The 18,950-nt window shown below is 66.2% G+C and carries 12 protein-coding genes; 6 read left to right on the top strand and 6 right to left on the bottom strand.

The window, feature by feature from the left end:
* Window positions 1-124 precede the first annotated feature (124 nt).
* The 3 genes from ACTJJK_RS16025 to ACTJJK_RS16035 all read left to right on the top strand — a co-directional run bounded on the left by ACTJJK_RS16025 (window position 125) and on the right by ACTJJK_RS16035 (window position 4,216).
* On the top strand, window positions 125-2,173 hold the full coding sequence (locus ACTJJK_RS16025) for an FAD-dependent oxidoreductase (RefSeq protein WP_440730693.1): 2,049 nt from the start codon (window positions 125-127) through the stop codon (window positions 2,171-2,173).
* 733 nt (window positions 2,174-2,906) lie between these two features.
* Window positions 2,907-3,404, top strand: a complete 498-nt coding sequence (locus ACTJJK_RS16030) for a cell wall hydrolase (RefSeq protein WP_051885222.1) — start codon at window positions 2,907-2,909, stop codon at window positions 3,402-3,404.
* A gap of 200 nt (window positions 3,405-3,604) precedes the next feature.
* The gene (locus ACTJJK_RS16035; RefSeq protein ID WP_408950720.1) at window positions 3,605-4,216 is read left to right on the top strand and encodes a glutathione S-transferase N-terminal domain-containing protein; all 612 of its coding nucleotides are present in this window, start codon (window positions 3,605-3,607) and stop codon (window positions 4,214-4,216) included.
* Between the two features lie 394 nt (window positions 4,217-4,610).
* On the opposite strand, the gene ACTJJK_RS16040 is transcribed toward ACTJJK_RS16035, so the two are convergent.
* The 6 genes from ACTJJK_RS16040 to ACTJJK_RS16065 form a co-directional block, all read right to left on the bottom strand.
* Entirely contained in the window at window positions 4,611-5,126 is a 516-nt protein-coding gene (locus tag ACTJJK_RS16040) for a hypothetical protein (protein ID WP_051885223.1), read from the bottom strand.
* Between the two features lie 292 nt (window positions 5,127-5,418).
* Window positions 5,419-6,570 carry a bifunctional 2-methylcitrate synthase/citrate synthase gene (gene prpC / locus ACTJJK_RS16045; protein WP_031373151.1) on the bottom strand — a complete coding sequence of 384 codons (1,152 nt, stop codon included), beginning with the start codon at window positions 6,568-6,570 and terminating at the stop codon, window positions 5,419-5,421.
* 329 nt (window positions 6,571-6,899) lie between these two features.
* Window positions 6,900-7,787, bottom strand: coding sequence for a methylisocitrate lyase (gene prpB, locus ACTJJK_RS16050; protein ID WP_031373152.1), 888 nt, complete (start codon window positions 7,785-7,787; stop codon window positions 6,900-6,902).
* A gap of 132 nt (window positions 7,788-7,919) precedes the next feature.
* The gene (locus ACTJJK_RS16055) at window positions 7,920-8,972 is read right to left on the bottom strand and encodes a suppressor of fused domain protein (protein WP_051885224.1); all 1,053 of its coding nucleotides are present in this window, start codon (window positions 8,970-8,972) and stop codon (window positions 7,920-7,922) included.
* A gap of 145 nt (window positions 8,973-9,117) precedes the next feature.
* Window positions 9,118-11,028, bottom strand: a complete 1,911-nt coding sequence (prpE, locus tag ACTJJK_RS16060) for a propionate--CoA ligase (RefSeq protein ID WP_440730694.1) — start codon at window positions 11,026-11,028, stop codon at window positions 9,118-9,120.
* A 987-nt stretch (window positions 11,029-12,015) separates the two neighbouring features.
* Window positions 12,016-14,367 carry a TonB-dependent receptor gene (locus ACTJJK_RS16065; protein WP_440730695.1) on the bottom strand — a complete coding sequence of 784 codons (2,352 nt, stop codon included), beginning with the start codon at window positions 14,365-14,367 and terminating at the stop codon, window positions 12,016-12,018.
* Window positions 14,368-14,772: 405 nt separating this feature from the next.
* Here ACTJJK_RS16065 and ACTJJK_RS16070 point away from each other — a divergent pair, with 405 nt between their 5' ends.
* The 3 genes from ACTJJK_RS16070 to ACTJJK_RS16080 all read left to right on the top strand — a co-directional run bounded on the left by ACTJJK_RS16070 (window position 14,773) and on the right by ACTJJK_RS16080 (window position 18,809).
* On the top strand, window positions 14,773-16,101 hold the full coding sequence (locus ACTJJK_RS16070) for an MFS transporter (protein WP_223620346.1): 1,329 nt from the start codon (window positions 14,773-14,775) through the stop codon (window positions 16,099-16,101).
* A gap of 60 nt (window positions 16,102-16,161) precedes the next feature.
* Window positions 16,162-17,484 carry a dicarboxylate/amino acid:cation symporter gene (locus ACTJJK_RS16075; RefSeq protein ID WP_051885240.1) on the top strand — a complete coding sequence of 441 codons (1,323 nt, stop codon included), beginning with the start codon at window positions 16,162-16,164 and terminating at the stop codon, window positions 17,482-17,484.
* Window positions 17,485-17,606: 122 nt separating this feature from the next.
* A complete protein-coding gene (locus tag ACTJJK_RS16080) occupies window positions 17,607-18,809 on the top strand; it encodes an OprO/OprP family phosphate-selective porin (RefSeq protein ID WP_440730696.1) in 1,203 nt (400 codons plus the stop codon).
* The last annotated feature ends 141 nt before the right edge of the window (window positions 18,810-18,950 follow it).

Consider the following 18,950-nt stretch of genomic DNA (forward strand, 5'->3'; position numbering starts at 1 on the left):
CCGTGACAACCGTTGCAATCCGCCGCGTTCGGTGCCTGTCCTCGCGCCGCTTTGACGGGGACCTTGAATTAGCACGGCTTTCCCGGCATCGTGCACAATCCATACGCCAGCGTATCCAGCCAGCATGTCCACGGCCGCCAGCAACTCCGCCCCGCATCCGCTCTATCCGCAGCTGTTCGCACCGCTGGACCTGGGCTTCTGCACCCTGCCCAACCGCGTGCTGATGGGCTCGATGCACACCGGTCTGGAAGACAAGGCCGCCGACTTCCCCAAGCTGGCGGCCTATTTCGGCGAGCGCGCGGCCGGCGGGGTCGGCCTGATTGTCACCGGCGGCTTCGCCCCGAACATCGTCGGCTGGCTCAAGCCCTTCGGCGGCAAGCTCAGCTGGCCTTGGGAAACCGCCAAGCACCGCCAGGTGACGAAGGCCGTGCACCAGCACGGCGGGCGCATCTGCATGCAGATCCTGCACGCCGGGCGCTACGGCTATCACCCGCTGCAGGTGGCGCCGAGCAAGCTCAAGGCGCCGATCAACCCGTTCACCCCGCGCGCGCTGTCGGCCGGCGGGGTCGAGCGCCAGATCAAGGCCTTCGTGCGCACCGCCCGGCTCGCCCGCGAAGCCGGCTACGACGGCGTCGAGGTGATGGGTTCGGAAGGCTATCTGCTCAACCAGTTCACCGTGCCGCGCACCAACAAGCGCAAGGACGCCTGGGGCGGCGACACCGCCCAGCGCATCCGCTTCTGCGTCGAGATCGTGCGCCGCATCCGCGAGGCCTGCGGGCCGGACTTCATCATCATCTACCGCCTGTCGATGATCGACCTGGTCGACGAAGGTTCGAGCTGGGCCGACGTGGTCGTGCAGGCCAAGGCCATCGAAGCCGCCGGCGCGACCCTGATCAACACCGGCATCGGCTGGCACGAAGCGCGGGTGCCGACCATCGCCACCTCGGTGCCGCGCGGCGCCTTCACCGGCATCACCGCGCGCCTCAAGCCCGAGGTCGGCGTGCCGCTGATCACCACCAACCGCATCAACATGCCCGACGTGGCCGAGCGCATCCTCGCCGCGGGCGAGGCCGACATGGTGTCGATGGCGCGGCCGCTGCTGGCCGATTCGCACTGGGTGGCGAAGGCGCGCGCGCAACGCAGCGCCGACATCAACACCTGCATCGGCTGCAACCAGGCCTGCCTGGACCACGTGTTCCAGAACAAGCACGCGAGCTGCCTGGTCAACCCGCGCGCCTGCGCCGAAACCGAGCTGAACTACCTGCCGACCCGCGCGCCCAAGCGCATCGCCGTGGTCGGCGCCGGCCCGGCCGGGCTGGCCTGCGCCACGGTCGCGGCCGAACGCGGCCATCGCGTGACCTTGTTCGATGCCGCAGACGAGATCGGCGGCCAGTTCAACCTGGCCAAGAAGATCCCCGGCAAGGAAGAGTTCCACGAAACCCTGCGTTACTTCGGCGGCAAGATCGAGCAGACCGGGGTCGAGCTGCGCCTGGGCACGCGCGCCGACGCGGCCGCGCTGGCCGGTTTCGACGAGGTCGTGCTGGCGACCGGCATCGCCCCGCGCCAGGTGAATTTCCCCGGCGCCGACCACGCCAAGGTCTGTTCCTATCTCGACGTGCTCAAGGGGCACGTGGTGCCGGGCAAGCGCGTGGCGATCATCGGCGCCGGCGGCATCGGCTTCGACGTCGCCGAGTACCTGGTCCACGAAGGTCATTCGGTCAGCCTGGACCCGGCGCGCTGGCGCGCCGAATGGGGCGTCGACCTGGGCTACGGCGACAACCGCGGCGGCCTGGTCGAAGCGCGGCCGGAACCGCCGGCGCGCGAGGTCTGGCTGCTGCAGCGCAGCCCGGGCAAACCCGGCGCGAAGCTCGGCAAGACCACCGGCTGGATCCACCGCGCCACGCTCAAGGCCAAGCAGGTGCGCATGATCGGCGGGGTCGAATACGTCGGCGTCGACGACGATGGCTTCCGCATTCGCGTCGACGGCAGCGAGCAGTTGCTGCCGGTCGACCAGGTCGTGATCTGCGCCGGCCAGGAACCGTTCAAGCCGCTCGCCGCGGCGCTCGCCGACAGCGGCAAGCCGGTGCACGTGATCGGCGGCGCCGACGTCGCCGCCGAACTCGACGCCAAGCGCGCAATCGACCAAGGCAGCCGCCTCGCAGCTGCCTTGTAGTGATACGCAGCAGCCGCCTCGCAGCTGCCTTGTAGTGATACGCAGCAGCCGCCTCGCAGCTGCCTTGTAGTGATCTGCAGCAGGCGGCTTGCGGCTGCGTCACAGCCAGACATCGAAGCGCCGTCGCCTCTCCCCTGCGGCGATACATATATATGTCTGCGGCGTCGCGATCAGCGGCCGCAGCCGGCCCCATACAGACCAGGAACGCTCGCCTGGATCGCAGTGCCGGCACCCCACGGGTCGTGGTCGGGGCTTGCGCCGCTCCTACCCCTGGGGTTCGAAGCGACCGGACAGGGCCGAATCCAGCCGATTGCCGAGTCCACCCAGGCCCGGAGACGCCAAATCGACGCTGCGGATCGCCTCCACCAGCCCGGCTCATGAATGACTGAGACGACCCGGGCACGGTTCGTGCCGGGCTGAAGCCCAATGAAACCAAGGGTCTAGGCCCTATTCAGAATAAAAACTCCAACTAATTTAGAAACTTAGAAATTGTCATTCAGGGTTTGTTTGGCAAGCCGTCGCTACCTTGCGCCAACTTTTCCGCCACCCCTGCAGAGGTGGCATCCCACACCGCCCGCGTCGGACAAGACACGGTTCCCGGTGACGGGGCAAAGCGCGCCGTAGAGCCGCCGCCCTCCCCAGTACGCCATGCGGCCTCACCGCTGTCGCCATCTCCCGATTTATGGAGATGGAAGACGGAGTGCGGCCAGCGCAACGGAGCAAGGAGTCAACGATGAAACTGGCCTGGATCCTGTGGTTGGCCTCGGTATTGCCGCCACAAACCGCCGATTCGCTGTGTTTGAGCACCACCGTGTACCTGGAAGCCCGCGATCAGTCCCTGCGCGGCCAGCAAGCCGTCGCCGAGGTCGCCCTGCGCCGTCGCGACAGCGGCCTGTGGGGCACGACGGTCTGCCAGGTGGTCACGGCCAACAAGCAGTTCGCCCCGAGCCTGGTCTCGCCGGGCACCCGTCTGAACAACAGCGAGGCCTGGACCGAGTCGGTCAACGTCGCCTTGGCCGCCGAACGCAACTGGGCCCTGCCGGCCGGTCAGCGCAAGGAAATCGTGCCGGGCGCGAGCCACTTCGCCGCCCTCGCGATCGCCAGCCCGTCCTGGCGCAACGCCTACCAGGTCGCGACCATCGGCGATCACACCTTTTACAAGGTGCAGAAGCTCAAGCCGCGCCGCGTCGTCGCCGAGGCCGAGTTGCCGAAAGGCGTCAGCAAAGGCTGATGCCTACATAAAGGCTGAAGCATCAGCAAAAGCTGATGCCTTCATAAAGGCTGAAGCGTCAGCAAAGGCTGATGCCGCGTTCATGGCATCCGCATAGCGCCGGTGCCGTAACGCTCCGTTGCAGTCTCCTCCTTGAGGATACGAAGCAGGTCGGTGATAGTCGCCGACCTGTTTTTTTTCTTTCCATGGAGGCGTTAAGCATGAAGCTCTACAGCAAGCCCGGTGCGTGTTCGACGGCCGACCATATCGCCCTGCAATGGACCGGCGGTGCGTTCGAAGTCGAAGTGATGGACAAGGACTCGATCAAGGCGCCCGCCTTCCTCGCCATCAATCCGGCCGGTGCCGTGCCCGCGGTGGTCGACGGCGATTTCGTGTTGACCCAGAACGCTGCGATCATGGGCTACATCGCCGACACCTTTCCGCAGGCGCAGTTGACCGGCGACGGCAGCGCGCAGCAGCACGCCGAAGCCGCGCGTTGGCTGGCCTTCGTCAACTCCGACGTGCACCCGGCGTTCCTGCCGATCTTCGCGCCGGGCAAGTTCCATCCCGATCCGGCCCAGGCCGATACGATGCGCCAGCACGCACGCGAGCGTCTGCGCGGCCTGTATGCGAGCGCCGACCAGCGCCTGGCCGATCGCGAATGGATCGCCGGCTTCCGCAGCTACGCCGATCCCTATCTCTACATCACCCTGCGCTGGGCCGACTCGGTCAAGGTCGACCTGTCCGGCTACGAGCACTTGGCCGCGTTCAAGCGCCGCATGGAAGCCGACGCCGGCGTGCAGGCCGCCTTGAAGGCCGAAGGACTGCTCTAAGGGCTCGATGCATGCATTGCAGAGCGGCGCATCGATGGATGCGTCGCTCTCGTGCGAACGCAACGGCAGCGGCCGTAGCGACTTTTGTAGGAGCGGCGCAAGCCGCGACGAACGAAGCGGTGCCGACGCACGCCGATGGGTATTGCGAGATCCCAGTCGCGGCTTACACCGCTCCTACAAAAGCCGCATCGCCGCTGGGGCGGGAGCGGCGTCCTGCTGGATTTCCTTCGGTCACGAGCCGCGATCGGCGAAGCGGCGGCATGCACGCGCCTGCGCAGCCGCATGATCTACCTCAGCGCACAGGCGGGTTGTCGGCAAAGTAAGCTGCGACGTCGGTGACGGATCACGGTCGCGACTCGCGTCGCTCCTACCCTTTGCATCCGACCCAGGCTGGTCAAGCCCCGGCCGCGAAGCGGTCTTCGATCTCGGCGGCGATGTTGTCCTTGCGCACCTTGGCCAAGGCGGCGCTGAGGTCGGGCAGCAATTCGGCGAGCTCTTCGCTGTTGCCGCAGCGCTCGATCTTGAGCTGCAGGAAATAACCGCGCAGCCCCAGGTGCTCGCGTACGGTCTCGGTCATCAGGTTGTACAAGGTCTGGTAACGCTGCGCGGCATCGGCGGCCGACACCGGCGGCGGCACGACGGCGGCGAAGGCGATGCCGGGCGTCGGCGCATGCGCGGTCATCGTCGCGGCCACGGCCGCCGACGAAGCGATCAAGCCCATCGTTTCCAATTGCTCCAACGCATCGGTCGGGCCGTGCAGGCTGCCGATCAGATCGCGCAGGTGGCGCACGCTGCGATCGCCGTCGACGATCAGCAGGATCGAACGCAAGACCGGCGGCAATTTGCGCGAGCGGTTCTGGATTTCGTCTCGACCGTCGTTGGTCTTAACCGGCATATCGCTGTCGCGCATGGTGTTCCCCGTGTTGAATCCCGTCGCACGACGGATGTCCGAGGCCGGAGGCGCGGCGTCTGCTCCCCAAGCCGTGCGCTTGGGCGCGCGGCCGCGCCGTTGTCCTCCCGGCTGGTCCGGGACTATGCCATGTCGCACCATGACGTTTCTGTGTCGTATTCGACGTTAGTCGTATGCGGCAATCGCTACGCTGGGCGCCGCGAGCGCAAACGCAAAAGGCCAGGCACGAAGCCTGGCCTTTTGCGTGGCCGTCCTGCGTTTATGCCGCCGGCGCGAAGCCGGCGGCGCGCGCTCAGCGCTGCTCGATCGGCACGTAGGCGCGGTCTTCCGGGCCGGTGTAGTTCGCGCTGGGACGGATGATCTTGCCGTCCTCGCGCTGCTCGATCACATGCGCGCTCCAACCGGTGGTGCGCGCGATCACGAACAACGGGGTGAACATCGGCGTCGGGATGCCCATCATGTGATAGGCCGAGGCCGAGTACCAATCCAGGTTCGGGAACATCTTCTTCAGGTCCCACATCAGGTTCTCGATGCGCTCGCTGACGTCGAACAGGGTCTGGTTGCCGCCGTCCTTGCACAGGCTGCGCGAGAGCTCCTTGATGATCGGATTGCGCGGATCGCCGACCGTATAGACCGGATGGCCGAAGCCGATCACGATTTCCTTGCGCTCGACGCGGGCGCGGATGTCGGCCTCGGCCGCATCGGCGTCGCCGTAGCGCGAGATGATGTCCATCGCGACTTCGTTGGCGCCGCCATGCTTCGGCCCGCGCAGCGCGCCGATCGCACCGGTGATGCACGAATGCAGGTCCGAACCGGTGCCGGCGATGACGCGCGCGGTGAAGGTCGAGGCGTTGAACTCGTGCTCGGCGTACAGGATCAGCGACTTGTCCAGCGCATCGGCATGCAGCGCGCTCGGCGGCTCGCCGTGCAGCAGGTGCAGGAAGTGCGCGGCGACGCTGTCGTCGTCGGTCTCGCAGTCGATGCGGCGGCCGTTGCGGGTGAAGTGCCACCAGTACAGCAGCATCGAGCCGAAGCTGGCGATCAGGCGGTCGGCGATATCGCGCGCCTCGGAGGCGACGTGGCCTTCGCGCTCGGGCAGTACGGTGCCGAGCACCGAACAACCGGTGCGCAGCACGTCCATCGGGTGCGCATTGGCCGGCACCAGTTCCAGCGCGTCGGTGACGATCGCCGGCAGCCCGCGCAGGCGCTTGAGCTTGAGCTTGTAGGCCTTGAGCTGCGAGGCCGTCGGCAGCGCGCCGTGCACCAGCAGGTGCGAGACTTCCTCGAAGGTCGACTTGGTCGCCAGGTCGTGGATGTCGTAGCCGCGATAGTGCAGGTCGTTGCCGCTGCGGCCGACGGTGCACAGCTCGGTATTGCCCGCGGCGGTGCCGCTGAGGGCGACGGATTTCTTGGGCTTGGGCAGGGTCTGTTGCGTATCGCTCATGGTCCTTCCTCTAGATAGATTGTCTACTCGTCCCTATCCCCTCTCCCGTTTACCGGAGAGGGCAAGGGTGAGGGCGCGCGACGTCCGGCTACATCGTGGCTGGAAGTTTCGCTGGCCCTCATCCGGCCTGTCGGCCCCCCTTCTCCCGCTTGCGGGAGAAGGAAAATCAAGCACTCCTCCCGCTTGCGGGAGAAGGAAAATCAAGTACTCCCCCCGCTTACGGGAGAAGGAAAATCAGGCACTCCTCCCGCTTACGGGAGAAGGAAAATCAGGCACTCCCCCCGCTTGCGGGAGAAGGAAAATCAGGCGCTTGTTCTCTGTGGAAAGCCTCAACCGTTCTTCTTTGCGAACAGCGCGTCGAGCTTGCCTTCGAAGGCGTGGTAGCCGATGCGGTCGTACAGCTCTTCGCGGGTCTGCATCGTGTCGACCACGTTCTTCTGGTGGCCGTCGCGGCGGATCGCCTGGTAGACATTCTCGGCGGCCTTGTTCATGGCCCGGAACGCCGACAGCGGATACAGCTGGATGGCGACGCCGGCCGAGGCCAGTTCGTCGCGGGTGAACAGCGGCGTCTGGCCGAACTCGGTGATGTTGGCCAGCACCGGCACCTTCACCGCATCGACGAAGCGGCGGTAAGTCGGCAGATCGTAGGCGGCCTCGGCGAAGATGCCGTCGGCGCCGGCCTCGACGCAGGCGATCGCGCGTTCGATCGCGGCATCGACGCCGTCGACCGCGATCGCGTCGGTGCGCGCGATCAGGAAGAACTCGGGATCGGTCTTGGCGTCGGCCGCGGCCTTGACCCGGTCGACCATTTCGTCGGCCGACACGATTTCCTTGCCCGGGCGATGGCCGCAGCGCTTGGCGCCGACCTGGTCCTCGATATGGCAGCCGGCCGCGCCGGCCTTGATCAGCGACTTGACCGTGCGCTCGATGTTGAACGCGCTCGGGCCGAAGCCGGTGTCGATGTCGACCAGCAAGGGCAAGTCACAGACATCGGTGATGCGGCGCACGTCGATCAGCACGTCTTCGAGCGTGTTGATGCCCAAGTCCGGCAGGCCCAGCGAACCCGCGGCGACGCCGCCGCCGGACAGGTAGATCGCGCGATAACCGGCGCGCTTGGCCAGCAGCGCATGATTGGCGTTGATCGCACCGATGACCTGCAACGGCGATTCTTCGGCGAGCGCGGCGCGGAACTTCGCGCCAGCGGACAGTAGCGTCATCTTGGAACTCCGGATGGCCCGGGCGGGGCGATCCGGCATTTTAACCCGCCTCGCCGACCCGCCGATGACGGCCCCGTACAGTCGCCCGGGCCGCGGCCCGCGACAGCGGTCCCAGACCGGCGCTCAGGGGCTTCAGCCGAGCTTCGGCTCCGGCCGGTCGTGGTGGCCGTGGCCTTCGCTCTTGCGCACCACCACTTCGACCGAGTCGAGCCCTTCGACCTGGTAGCGCCCTTCCTGAGTGCGCAGGCAGGCCACCAGATTGCGCAAAGTCGCCTCGTTCAGGCGCAGATGCAGGGCCTCGTCGGCGACTTGCGCGCTGTTGCGCGGCGCCGGTTCGAACACGATCCGCGCGGTGGGACCGATCAGGCTGAAGGGCTTTCCGAACGGCAGGCGCAGCGGCAACAAGGCGAGCAACTCGCCGACCTGGCGCGAGTCCAGGGAGATTTCGGTGATCGGCCGGCGCAGCAGGCGCTTTTGCTGGCGCCACTCCAGTTGCTCGGTATAGACCATCGCCGAACTGGAGCCTTCGTGGAGGGAGCCTTCATGCAGGCGCTCGGCGATCTGCACGTCGTCGAGCAGGGATTCGCGATCGAGCTCGGTCACCCACAGCGGCAGGTAATCGAGAAAGACCTCCAGCACCCGCAGGGTCGACCAACGCTTGAGCGCGAACTCTTCTTCGTTGGTGATGCCGACGGCCTGCAGGAACTCGACCCGGCCGTTCTCCGTCTCGATCGCCGGCAACTCGGGATCGGGCGCGAACGCCACCGCCTGGATGCGGGTGGTGGTGTCGGCGGCGATCGGGCCGTTGGCGTTGAGGTAGTGCCCGGCGTGGAACGCGTTGCCGCTCTCGAAGACGTAGCGGGCGAGGTTCTGCAGGAAATCCGGCACCCAGGCCGGCGGGGTTTCGGCGTCGCCCGGGTTGGCCAGGCGGAAGGTCAGCTCGAAACCGAAACCGCTGACCTGCGGATCGTCGGAGGCCTTGCGATACAGCTCGCTGAAACCGTAGGTGATGAAGTGCCAGTGCGGCACCGGGGTGATGCGTTTGTAGGCGCGGATGCCCGCCAAGGGTTCGCTGCCGTCGTCGACCGAGGGACCGTAGTGCTTGGGCTCCTGACGCAGATACAACCGGGTCAAGGCCCGGTCGATCGCATCCCAACCTGGCGCGCTGTCCTGTAGTGCATCCATTACGCGTTCTGCCTCGCTTTTGGCGATGAGAGCGGACGTACCCGCACACTGGGGCCGATGCTAACGCGACTGCGGAAAAAGTTCTGTCAACAAGCCTATCGCCATCCTCCCCGGCTCTCAACAGTCTGCCCTCGACAGCCGGCCCTCAACCGCCGGCGTCGGCCCCGCGCGCCAGGGCGCGGCGGACCTCGTCGAGCGCGGCCGGGTCGTCGAGGGTCGACAGGTCGCCGGGGTCGCGGCTTTCGGCCAAGGCCTGGATCGAGCGCCGCAGCAACTTGCCCGAACGCGTCTTGGGCAAGGCATTGACCACGTACACCCGCGCCGGCCGCGCGACCGCACCGAGCTGCTCCACCACGCAGCGCTGCATGCCGGCCGCCGCCCCGGCCGGGTCCTGGTCGGCGGACTGCTTGAGGGTCGCGAACACCACCGGCACCTGCCCCTTGAGCTCGTCGTGCACGCCGATCACCGCGGCCTCGGCGACGCTGGCATGGCTGGCGACGGACTCCTCGATCTCGCGCGTGCCGAGGCGATGGCCGGCGACGTTGATCACGTCGTCTGTGCGGCCGAGGATGAAGGTGTAGCCGTCCTCGTCGTGGATCGCCCAGTCCAGCGAGCTGTACAACAGCTCCTTGAAGTGGCTGAAGTAACTCGACAGGAAGCGCGCGTCGTCGTTCCAGACCGTGGTCATGCAACCCGGCGGCAGCGGCGGCACGATCACCAGCACGCCCTTCTCGCGCGGGCCTACGTCGGCGCCGGTGGCCTCGTCGATCACCCGCAGGTGATAGCCCGGCGTCGGCAGCCCGGGCGAACCGAACTTGACCGGTTGCAGGTCCAGGCCGGGCATCAAGGACAGCACCGGCCACCCGGTTTCGGTCTGCCAGTAGTTGTCGATGATGGTCTTGCCGATGCCGTCGGTGATCCAATGCGCGGTCGGCTCGTCGAGCGGTTCGCCGGCGAGGAACAGCCATTGCAGTTTCGACAGGTCGTGTTTCTTCAGCCACGACGCGTCCTGCTTCTTCAGCACGCGGATGCCGGTCGGCGAAGAGAACATGGTGCGCACGCCGTACTGCTCGCAGATGCGCCACCAGATGCCCGGGTCCGGATTCGTCGGCAGGCCTTCGTACAGCACCGAAGTCGCGCCGGCGATCAGCGGACCGTAGACGTTGTAGGAATGGCCGACCGCCCAACCGACGTCGGAGGTGGAGAACATCACCTGCCCGGCGCGGATGTCGTAGATCGACCACATCGACAAGGCCAACGCGACCGCGTAGCCGCCGACGTCGCGCTGCACGCCCTTGGGCTTGCCGGTGGTGCCGGAGGTGTAGAGCAGATAGCTGGGCTCGTTGGATTCGAGCCATTCGACCTCGACCTGGGCGCCGTCGTGGAGGGCGCGCAGGGCGGCATAGTCGACATCGCGCCCGGCAACCAGCGTCAGCGCCGGATCGAGGCCGCGGCTGACGACCAGCACCCGCGGCGGCGGCGACTGCGCTTCGGCGCAGGCGGCGTCGACCAGCGGTTTGTAAGGAATAACCTTACCGCCGCGCATGCCGGCGTCGGCACAGATCAACAGCTTGGGCGTGGCATCGTCGATGCGCAGGGCCAGGTTGTGCGCGGCGAAGCCGCCGAACACCACCGAATGCACCGCGCCGATGCGCGCGCAAGCGAGCATGGCGAACACCGCCTCGGCCATGTTCGGCATGTAGATCACCACGCGGTCGCCGCGCCCCACATCGAGCGACTTCAGGATCGCCGCGAAGGTATTCACTTCGCGATGCAATTCGGCGTAGCTGACCTCGCGCGTCAATCCGGTTTCACTGGAGATCGCGATCAGCGCGGCCTGCTCGCCGCGCGCCTGCAGGTGGCGGTCGACCGCGTTGTAGCAAAGATTGGTTTCGCCGCCGGCGAACCAGCGCCGGAACGGCGGCCGCGAATAGTCGAGGACCTGTTGCGGCGGCTTGTGCCAATGGATCGCCTGCGCCTGCTCGGCCCAGAACGCCTCGGGCTGCTCGATCGAGCGGCGATGGAACGCTTGATAGGACTCGACCTCGTCACGCATGCGGCTGCCTCGTGCGACCTTGGGGGCTACCGCTCGCAGGCTAGACCAAGCGACGGGCGGGCGGCGTTACGACCATGGTCTAGAGGGGTGTGGGTGGGGTGTGAATGGGGACCTGGCGGCCTAGTCGGAGGCTTGCTCCAGGAGTCGCTGCCCTGCCCTTGCTGCGGTCAGCCATTGCTGTGGCTTTGGCTGTGGCTGTGGCTGTGGCTTTGGCTGTGGCTTTGGCTTTGGCTTTGGCTTTGGCTTTGGCTTTGGCTGTGCGCAGCCTAAGACTTGCGAAGGCAATGGAAGACCCGGAGGGCGGCCTGCATGGATGCAGGCCGTTTTTCATCGGGACATGGATGTCCCGTATGAAAAATCCCTGCGTCGGCATCGCTCGTGCGGGCCTGTGATTCAAAGAGAAAGCGTTTTTCTTTGGTTACTTTCTTTTGTCGCTTTTGACAAAAGAAAGTTACCCGCCGCTTTAGTGGCGGAAGCTTTAGGCGTTTGATCTGGATTTTGATCTTGATCTCGCGGGAGCGAAACGCCGCAAGACCGTCGCAGCGCGGTCGCGGCTCGCGCCGCTCCTACCCTGACAGGCTGCGGCTGGCATCGGCGCGATATTGAGAGGTTACGGTCGCGGCTCACGCCGCTCCTACAGGAGAAGGATTCGCGATGCTCCCTTCTTCGAGCAAGTGCAAAGCTTTCGCCCGCAAGCGGGCGAGTTACTTTCTTTTGTCATAAGCAACAAAAGTCCGACTGGATTCCCTTCGGTCAAAGGTAACCAAAGAAGTTGCTTTTCTTTGAATCACAAGCCCGCACGAGCGGTGCATCCGCAGGGATTTTTCATACGGGACATCCCTGTCCCGATAAAAAACGGCGCGCATCCCTGCGCGCCGCCCTCCGGGTCTTCGACGGCCTTCGCTAGTCCTAGGCTACGCACAGCCAAAGCTACACAACTAGAGCTAGAGCCCAAGCCGAGCAAAAGCAAAAACAAAGCCAAGCCGATCAGAATCGGGCGTCGATGGTCAGAAACACCTGCCGCGGTGCGTTGGCATGGAAGGCGAAAGTCTTGCCCTGCGGATCGGACGCGCTGAACGCGGTCAGATTGCTCGCGGTGCGTTTGTCGGTGAGGTTGCTGCCATTGAGCGCGACCGACCACTGCCGGAACGGGCCCATCGCGCCGAAGGTGTAGCGGGCCGAGGCGTCGAAGGTGGTCGAGCCGCCGAAGCCGTTGTCGTTGGTGTAGGTGTAGTAGCGCTTGCCGGTGTACTTGCCGCTCAGGCTCAGCAGCCAGGGGCCGCTGCGGTAGCTGAGTTCGCTCGACAGCATTTTGTCGGGCACGTCGACCACGCGTTTGTCGCGGGTCTGGATCTCGCGGCCGCTGTCGATGTAGTTATCCTGGTAGGTCGACTTGTTCCACGACAAGGCGTTGTACCACTGGAACTGTTCGCTCGGCTTCCAGATGAAGACCAGCTCGCTGCCGACGCTGTCGACCGAGCCGACGTTGAAGAACTTGGTGATGCACTCCGGCCGGGTGCCGGCTTCGATGCTCGAGCAGGGGTTCAGCGACAGCAGGCGGTTGTCGAAACGCACCGCGTACAGGCTCAACGAGGCCTGGTAGGTCTCGCCGACGCGGCGGTAGCCGGCTTCGATGGTGCGCGACTCCTCGGGGTCGAGGCTGTCCTTCTGCGCATCGAACGCGGCCTGGTTGATCGCCAGCGGGCCGCCGGCGCCGCCGCCGACGAAGGCCGCGACGTTGCGCGTATAGGCCGCAAACAGCTCCTGGCCTTCGCCGAGCTTGTAGCCGATGCCGAACTGCGGCAGGAAGCTCTTGTCGGTCTTGAGGCGGCCGGTGGCGTTCGGCACTTCCATGGTCGACGGCGCCACCTGGCGGGCGCGCATGTCGACCTGGGTGCTCTTGGCGCCGATGTCGAGGGTCATGCGCCCGTCGAGCAGGCTGATGGTGTCCTGCAGATAGGCTTGGCGCGTATTGATGCGGTATTTCTGGAAGAACAGGCGGCGATCCGGGTCGCGCAAGTAGCGGTCGTCGTTGACCGGGCCTTCGATGAAATAGAAGTTGCGCTGCACGTCGTGGTGGTTGCTCTCGTACCAGAAGCCGCCTTCGATGCGGTGGTTGCCGATCTCCCAGTTCAACGAGGCCATCGCGCCGTAGCGGTTGATGCCGTAGTTGGTGCTGCGGATCGAGATCGGGATCGCCTTGGAGGTGTTCGGGTAGGAGTAATTGCCCGGCGACCACCAGTGCCCCTGGCCGCGGTTGTCGTGGTAGTAGGCCTGCGACTTCAGCTGCACGCCTTCGCCGAGGTTGAACTCGCCGGCGATCGCGGCAAGGTGGTCGGTGCGCAAGGCACGGCTGGCGTAGTAGGCGTCGTCGATGCTGTTGGCCGGGCCGCTGAAGGCGCAGCGCTTGTCGCCGGCCAGATGCTGGCGCGCCGGCCACGGGCGCGGCGCGCAATAGGCCGCGGCGAGGGCGCGTTGCCAATCGGGCTTGTACAGGTTCCAGTCCCAACCGGCGCCACGCGCGAGCAGGCCCTTGGACAGATAGGCGAAGTTGGCCTGGCTGGTCTCGGCGCTGGCGAGGTAAGCGCTGATGCGGTGGCCGTCGCCGAAGTTGTAGACGGCCTTGAGGTTGACCTGGTTCTGGTCTTGGTTGTCGCCCGGCGCCGACCACATGTCGGCGCTGAGGATCGAGCCGGACAGATACATCGAGAAGCCGCCGTGATCGCCGGTGTCCAGGCGCGCATAGGTGCGGCGGGTCTTGTCGCTGCCGAAGGTCTGGGCCAGGCGCAGGCCGAATTCGGCCTCCGGGTCGGACGAGAAATACTGCAGGGTGCCGCCGAGGTTGCTGGTCGAGGCGGTGCCGAGCGAACCCACGCCGGCGGCGAGTTCGGCGCCGGCGAGGTTTTCGCCGATCAGGGCGCGGCTGATGCCCAGGCCGTTGTAGTTACCGTAGCTGTTGTCGCCGAGCGGGATGCCGTCGAGCGTGTAGCCCAACAGGCGCTGGTTGAAGCCGCGCAGGCTGATGGTCTGGGATTCCTCGTTGGCGCCGTAGACGTCGTTGGACTGCACCGAGATGCCGGGCAGCTTGTTGAGGATCTTCTGTGCGCTGGTGCCCGGGGCCGGCAGCTCCAGGTCGGCGCGCTTGATGCGCTGGACCTGGCGGGTCTCGCCCATGCCGATCACCGACACCGCATCGAGCGTGGTCGCGTCGCTGCCGGCGGCGGCATCGGCCGCAGAGTCGAGGGCACCGGTCTCGAGCTCGGCGGCCTGTGCCGGAAGCATCGCCAGCGCCGACCAGATCGCCAGCGCCAGGGTCGGCGTTGCGTGGGCTCGTTTCATTCGCACATCTCCAAAGGGGCATCGATCACAGCCGGCAAGGATGGCGGTCGCAGATGACGCGCAGATGGCGAGGCTGCGCCCGCGACGCCGCTGCGAGGCGCGAGTGCGGCCGCGCCGCGACGCCGATTGCCGATGGCGCGGTCCGCGGATTCATCGACCGCCGTCACGGCGCCGAAGCCCCTCGCCGCCGTCGATCCGCACACGCCGAATGCGGCGGAGCGCCTGCATTTCCGGCCTTCGGCGCGGCCTCGGCCGGCCCTAACCCTAAGGTGCTATTGGTCGCGGCCGGCCGCGCGCCCACCATCGGCAGCGGGCGCAGGGACGTGCCGCCGTCGTGCCATGGCCGTTCCGCGATGCCTCCGCATCGAACGATCCGGCGCCGTCCCTACCCAACCAGGAGCCGCCGTGAGCGCCACCACCGCCGACACCTTCCTTGCCAGCGCACCGGCCATGAGCCCCAGCCAGCGCCTGAAGTCGATCTTCTCCGGGTCGATCGGCAACCTGGTCGAGTACTACGACTGGTACGTCTACAGCGCGTTCTCGCTGTACTTCGCCCACGTGTTCTTCCCCAAGGGCGACCCTATCTCGCAAGCGCTCAATGCCGCGGCGATCTTCGCCGTGGGCTTCCTGATGCGCCCGCTCGGCGGTTGGGTGTTCGGCCGTTACGCCGACCGCCGCGGCCGCAAGGCGGCGCTGATGCTGTCGGTGCTGATGATGTGCACCGGCTCGCTGATCATCACCTTCACCCCGGGCTACGAGACCCTCGGCATCTTCGCGCCGATCCTGTTGGTGTTCGCGCGCCTGCTGCAGGGCCTCAGCGTCGGCGGCGAATACGGCAGCTCGGCGACCTACCTCAGCGAGATGTCCTCGCGCGAGAACCGCGGCTTCTGGTCGAGCTTCCTCTACGTCACCCTGATCATGGGCCAGTTGCTCGCCCTGATGGTGCTGATCGTGTTGCAGCAATTCGTGCTCGACGACGAGCAGCTGAAGTCCTGGGGCTGGCGCATACCGTTCGCGATCGGCGCCCTGGCCGCGGTGATCGCCCTGTACCTGCGCCGCAACATGCAGGAGACCGAATCCTTCACCAAGCTCAAGGCCAGCGACACGCCGCAGCGCAAGGAAGGTTCGCTGCGCACCCTGATGCAGCACCCGCGCGCGGTATTGACGGTGATCGGCCTGACCATGGGCGGCACCCTGGCGTTCTACACCTACACCAACTACATGCTGAAGTTCCTCACCATCAGCACCGGCTTCGACAAGGAGACCGCGTCGTTGATCAACGCCGCGACCCTGTTCGTCTACATGCTGATGCAGCCGCTGGTCGGCGCACTGTCGGACCGCATCGGCCGACGCCCGCTGCTGATCGCCTTCGGCGTGCTCGGCACGGTGTTGACGGTGCCGGTGATGCACCTGATCCAGGACGCGCAGACGCCGATGCAGGCGTTCTGGCTGATCATGATCCTGCTCAGCGCGGTCAGCGGCTACACCGCGATCAACGCGGTGGTGAAGGCCGAACTGTTCCCGGTCGAGATCCGCGCGCTCGGCGTCGGCCTGCCCTACGCGCTCACCGTCGCCCTGTTCGGCGGCACCGCCGAACCGGTGGCACTGTGGTTCAAGAAGATCGGCATGGAGACCGGCTTCTTCTGGTACGTCAGCGCCTGCATCGCCTGCTCGCTGCTGGTCTACACCCTGATGCCCGACACCCGCAAGCATTCGCACATCGACCGCGACTGAGCGCCAACGCTCCACTCACTGCTCGTTCCTCTCCACTCGTTCCTCGCCTGAGTACCCGCCATGAAAAAGTCCGGCTCGCGTTTCTACCTCTGGGTGCTCGGCGCCATTCTCCTGGGCGGCGTGGTCGGCCACTTCTTCCCGGACTTCGCGGTCAAGCTCAAACCACTCGGCGATGGCTTCATCTCGCTGATCAAGATGCTGATCGCGCCGATCATCTTCCTGACCGTGGTGCTCGGCATCGCCGGCGTCTCCGACGTCAAGAAGGTCGGCCGCGTCGGCGTGAAGGCCATCCTCTATTTCGAGGTCGTCTCGACGATCGCTTTGGTGATCGGCCTGATCGTGGTCAACACGCTCAAGCCCGGCGCCGGCTTCAACGCCGATCCGGCCACCCTGGATGCGAGCGCGGTCGAGAAATACGCCGCCGCGGCCAAGGACCAGAGCACGGTCGAGTTCCTCCTGCACATCATTCCCAAGACCTTCACCGATGCCTTTACCGGCAACGGCGACCTGTTGCAGGTGCTGCTGCTCGCGGTGCTGTTCGGCTTCGCCCTGCTGCACATCGGCAAGACCGGCGAGAAAATCGTCGATCTGTTCGAGTCGGTGTCGAAGGTGTTCTTCGGCATGATGAGCATGATCATGAAGCTGGCCCCGATCGGCGCCGGCGCGGCGATGGCCTTCACCATCGGCAAGTACGGCGTCGACTCGCTGGGCCCGCTGGCGCGCCTGATGGGCAGCTTCTACCTGACCTGCGCGGTGTTCATCCTGGTCGTGCTCGGCACCATCGCCTACTTCACCGGCTTCAGCATCCTGCGCTTCATCCGCTACATCCGCGACGAACTGCTGCTGGTGCTCGGCACCTCGTCGTCGGAGTCGGCACTGGTACCGCTGATGCGCAAGCTCGAACGCCTGGGTTGTTCCAAGCCGGTGGTCGGCCTGGTGGTGCCGAGCGGATATTCCTTCAACCTCGACGGCACCAACATCTACCTGACGATGGCGACGATCTTCATCGCCCAGGCGCTGAACGTCGACCTGACCCTGACCCAGGAACTGACCCTGCTCGCGGTGGCGATGCTGACCTCGAAGGGCGCCTCCGGCGTCACCGGCGCCGGCTTCATCACCCTCGCCGCGACCCTGACCGTGGTGCCGGCGGTGCCGGTCGCGGGTCTGGCGCTGATCCTCGGCATCGACCGCTTCATGAGCGAGGCGCGCGCTTTGACCAACTTCATCGGCAACGGCGTCGCCACCATCGTGGTGGCGCGCTGGGAGAACGAGCTCGATCGCGACAAACTCAACCATGAGCTGCTCAACCCGCCGAGCGCGGTCGAACTCGACGCCGCCCTGCCCTCGGACACGCACGCGCCGCTGGCCGACAAGATCGCCTGAGCCCTCCGTAACGCCCGCTTAGCGACACCCCCTCCCTTAGCCATCGCCGCAGCCGGACGCATCGCGTCCGGCACGGCACGCTGCTGCCAGGACGGCTGCTGCACGACCCTGGAGCCCGCCCGATGCCGCGTCCCGATCGTCTCGCCCTCGCCTTGTCCGCCGTGTTGTTGTCGTCCGCCTCGTGCATCGCCCAGGCCGCCGGCTTCGACGATTGGCCTACCAAGTACAGCTTCGGCAACGGCACCGAGTTGTCGACCACCGGCAATTTCGCCTACGACGTGGTCGACTTTTCCGGCGACCGCGGCTACGGCACCGCGGCGACCGCGCTCGGCGACGACGGCCACTACCGTCGCCGCGAATTCGGCATCGGCCTGAAGAAAAAAGATGTCTACGATTTCACCGCGGTCATGGATTTCGAGTCCAAGCTCTGGCTCGACGTCGCCCTGCGCCTGGAAACCAAGGCGCTGTTCGGCGCCGACTACGGCAAGCTACGGGTCGGCTATTTCAAGACCCCGGTCAGCATGGAAAGCGTCGCGGCCTCGCGCACGGGCAGCATGATGGAACTGTCGGCGGCCTCGCAGGCGATGTTCCAGGGCCGCCGCACCGGCGTGGAGTGGTCGCTGGAACGGCCGCGCTATGCCGTGAGCACGGCCTACTTCTTCGGTCACGACCTGCAGGGCGACAACCCCGGCACCACCGCCGCGGCGCGCGCGGTGTGGACGCCGGTCAAGGACAAGAACCGCGTCGTGCATCTGGGCCTGACCGGCTCGGTCGAGAACCCGCACGGCTTCCGCGACGGACGCGGCGCCTACTTCGGCCCGTCGGCGCGGTTCCGTGCGCGACCGGAGAATGGACTGACGCCGGTGCGCCTGGTCGACTCGGGCAGCCTGCGCAACACCGACCGCATCGTGCGCAACGGCCTGGAAGCGCTGTGGATCGACGGCCCCTGGTCGGTGCAGGCCGAGTACCTGCGCGCCAGCGCCGAACGCGAAAACGGCGCGCGCGATTTCACCGCCCACGGTTATTACGTGACCGGCAGTTGGGTGCTGACCGGCGAATCCCGCCCCTACAGCAACAACAACGTCGCCAACATCAAACCGGCGCACGGCTATGGCGCGGTGGAACTGCTCGCGCGTTACGGCGAACTCGACCTCGACGACGGCGGCATCGCCGGCGGCCGCCAGCGCGACCTGACCCTCGGCGTGAACTGGTACCTGACCACGCACTTCAAGTTCCAGGCCAATTACGTGCGCATGTCGGCCGACAAGGGTGTGTTGTCGGCCGACCCCGATGTGCTGGAGCTGCGGGCGCAGGTGCATTTTTGAGTCTCGTCTGACGATCGTCGCGCAGTAGTTGCTTTGACGCGGTCGCGGCTCGCGCCGCTCCTACCCCTTAAGAGCGCGCCGCTTTGGGTAGGAGCGACGTCCTACTGGATTTGCTCCGGTCACCAGTCGCGACCGCGAACC

The organism is Lysobacter sp. 22409 (assembly GCF_052045105.1).
GTDB lineage: Bacteria > Pseudomonadota > Gammaproteobacteria > Xanthomonadales > Xanthomonadaceae > Lysobacter > Lysobacter antibioticus_B.

What these genes read in the sequence shown, in the direction of transcription:
- ACTJJK_RS16025 (WP_440730693.1), top strand. Translation starts at nt 125, where the DNA reads ATGTCCACGGCCGCCAGCAACTCCGCCCCGCATCCGCTCTATCCGCAG.
- ACTJJK_RS16030 (WP_051885222.1), top strand. Translation starts at nt 2,907, where the DNA reads ATGAAACTGGCCTGGATCCTGTGGTTGGCCTCGGTATTGCCGCCACAA.
- ACTJJK_RS16035 (WP_408950720.1), top strand. Translation starts at nt 3,605, where the DNA reads ATGAAGCTCTACAGCAAGCCCGGTGCGTGTTCGACGGCCGACCATATC.
- ACTJJK_RS16040 (WP_051885223.1), bottom strand. Translation starts at nt 5,126, where the DNA reads ATGCGCGACAGCGATATGCCGGTTAAGACCAACGACGGTCGAGACGAA.
- prpC (WP_031373151.1), bottom strand. Translation starts at nt 6,570, where the DNA reads ATGAGCGATACGCAACAGACCCTGCCCAAGCCCAAGAAATCCGTCGCC.
- prpB (WP_031373152.1), bottom strand. Translation starts at nt 7,787, where the DNA reads ATGACGCTACTGTCCGCTGGCGCGAAGTTCCGCGCCGCGCTCGCCGAA.
- ACTJJK_RS16055 (WP_051885224.1), bottom strand. Translation starts at nt 8,972, where the DNA reads ATGGATGCACTACAGGACAGCGCGCCAGGTTGGGATGCGATCGACCGG.
- prpE (WP_440730694.1), bottom strand. Translation starts at nt 11,028, where the DNA reads ATGCGTGACGAGGTCGAGTCCTATCAAGCGTTCCATCGCCGCTCGATC.
- ACTJJK_RS16065 (WP_440730695.1), bottom strand. Translation starts at nt 14,367, where the DNA reads ATGAAACGAGCCCACGCAACGCCGACCCTGGCGCTGGCGATCTGGTCG.
- ACTJJK_RS16075 (WP_051885240.1), top strand. Translation starts at nt 16,162, where the DNA reads ATGAAAAAGTCCGGCTCGCGTTTCTACCTCTGGGTGCTCGGCGCCATT.
- ACTJJK_RS16080 (WP_440730696.1), top strand. Translation starts at nt 17,607, where the DNA reads ATGCCGCGTCCCGATCGTCTCGCCCTCGCCTTGTCCGCCGTGTTGTTG.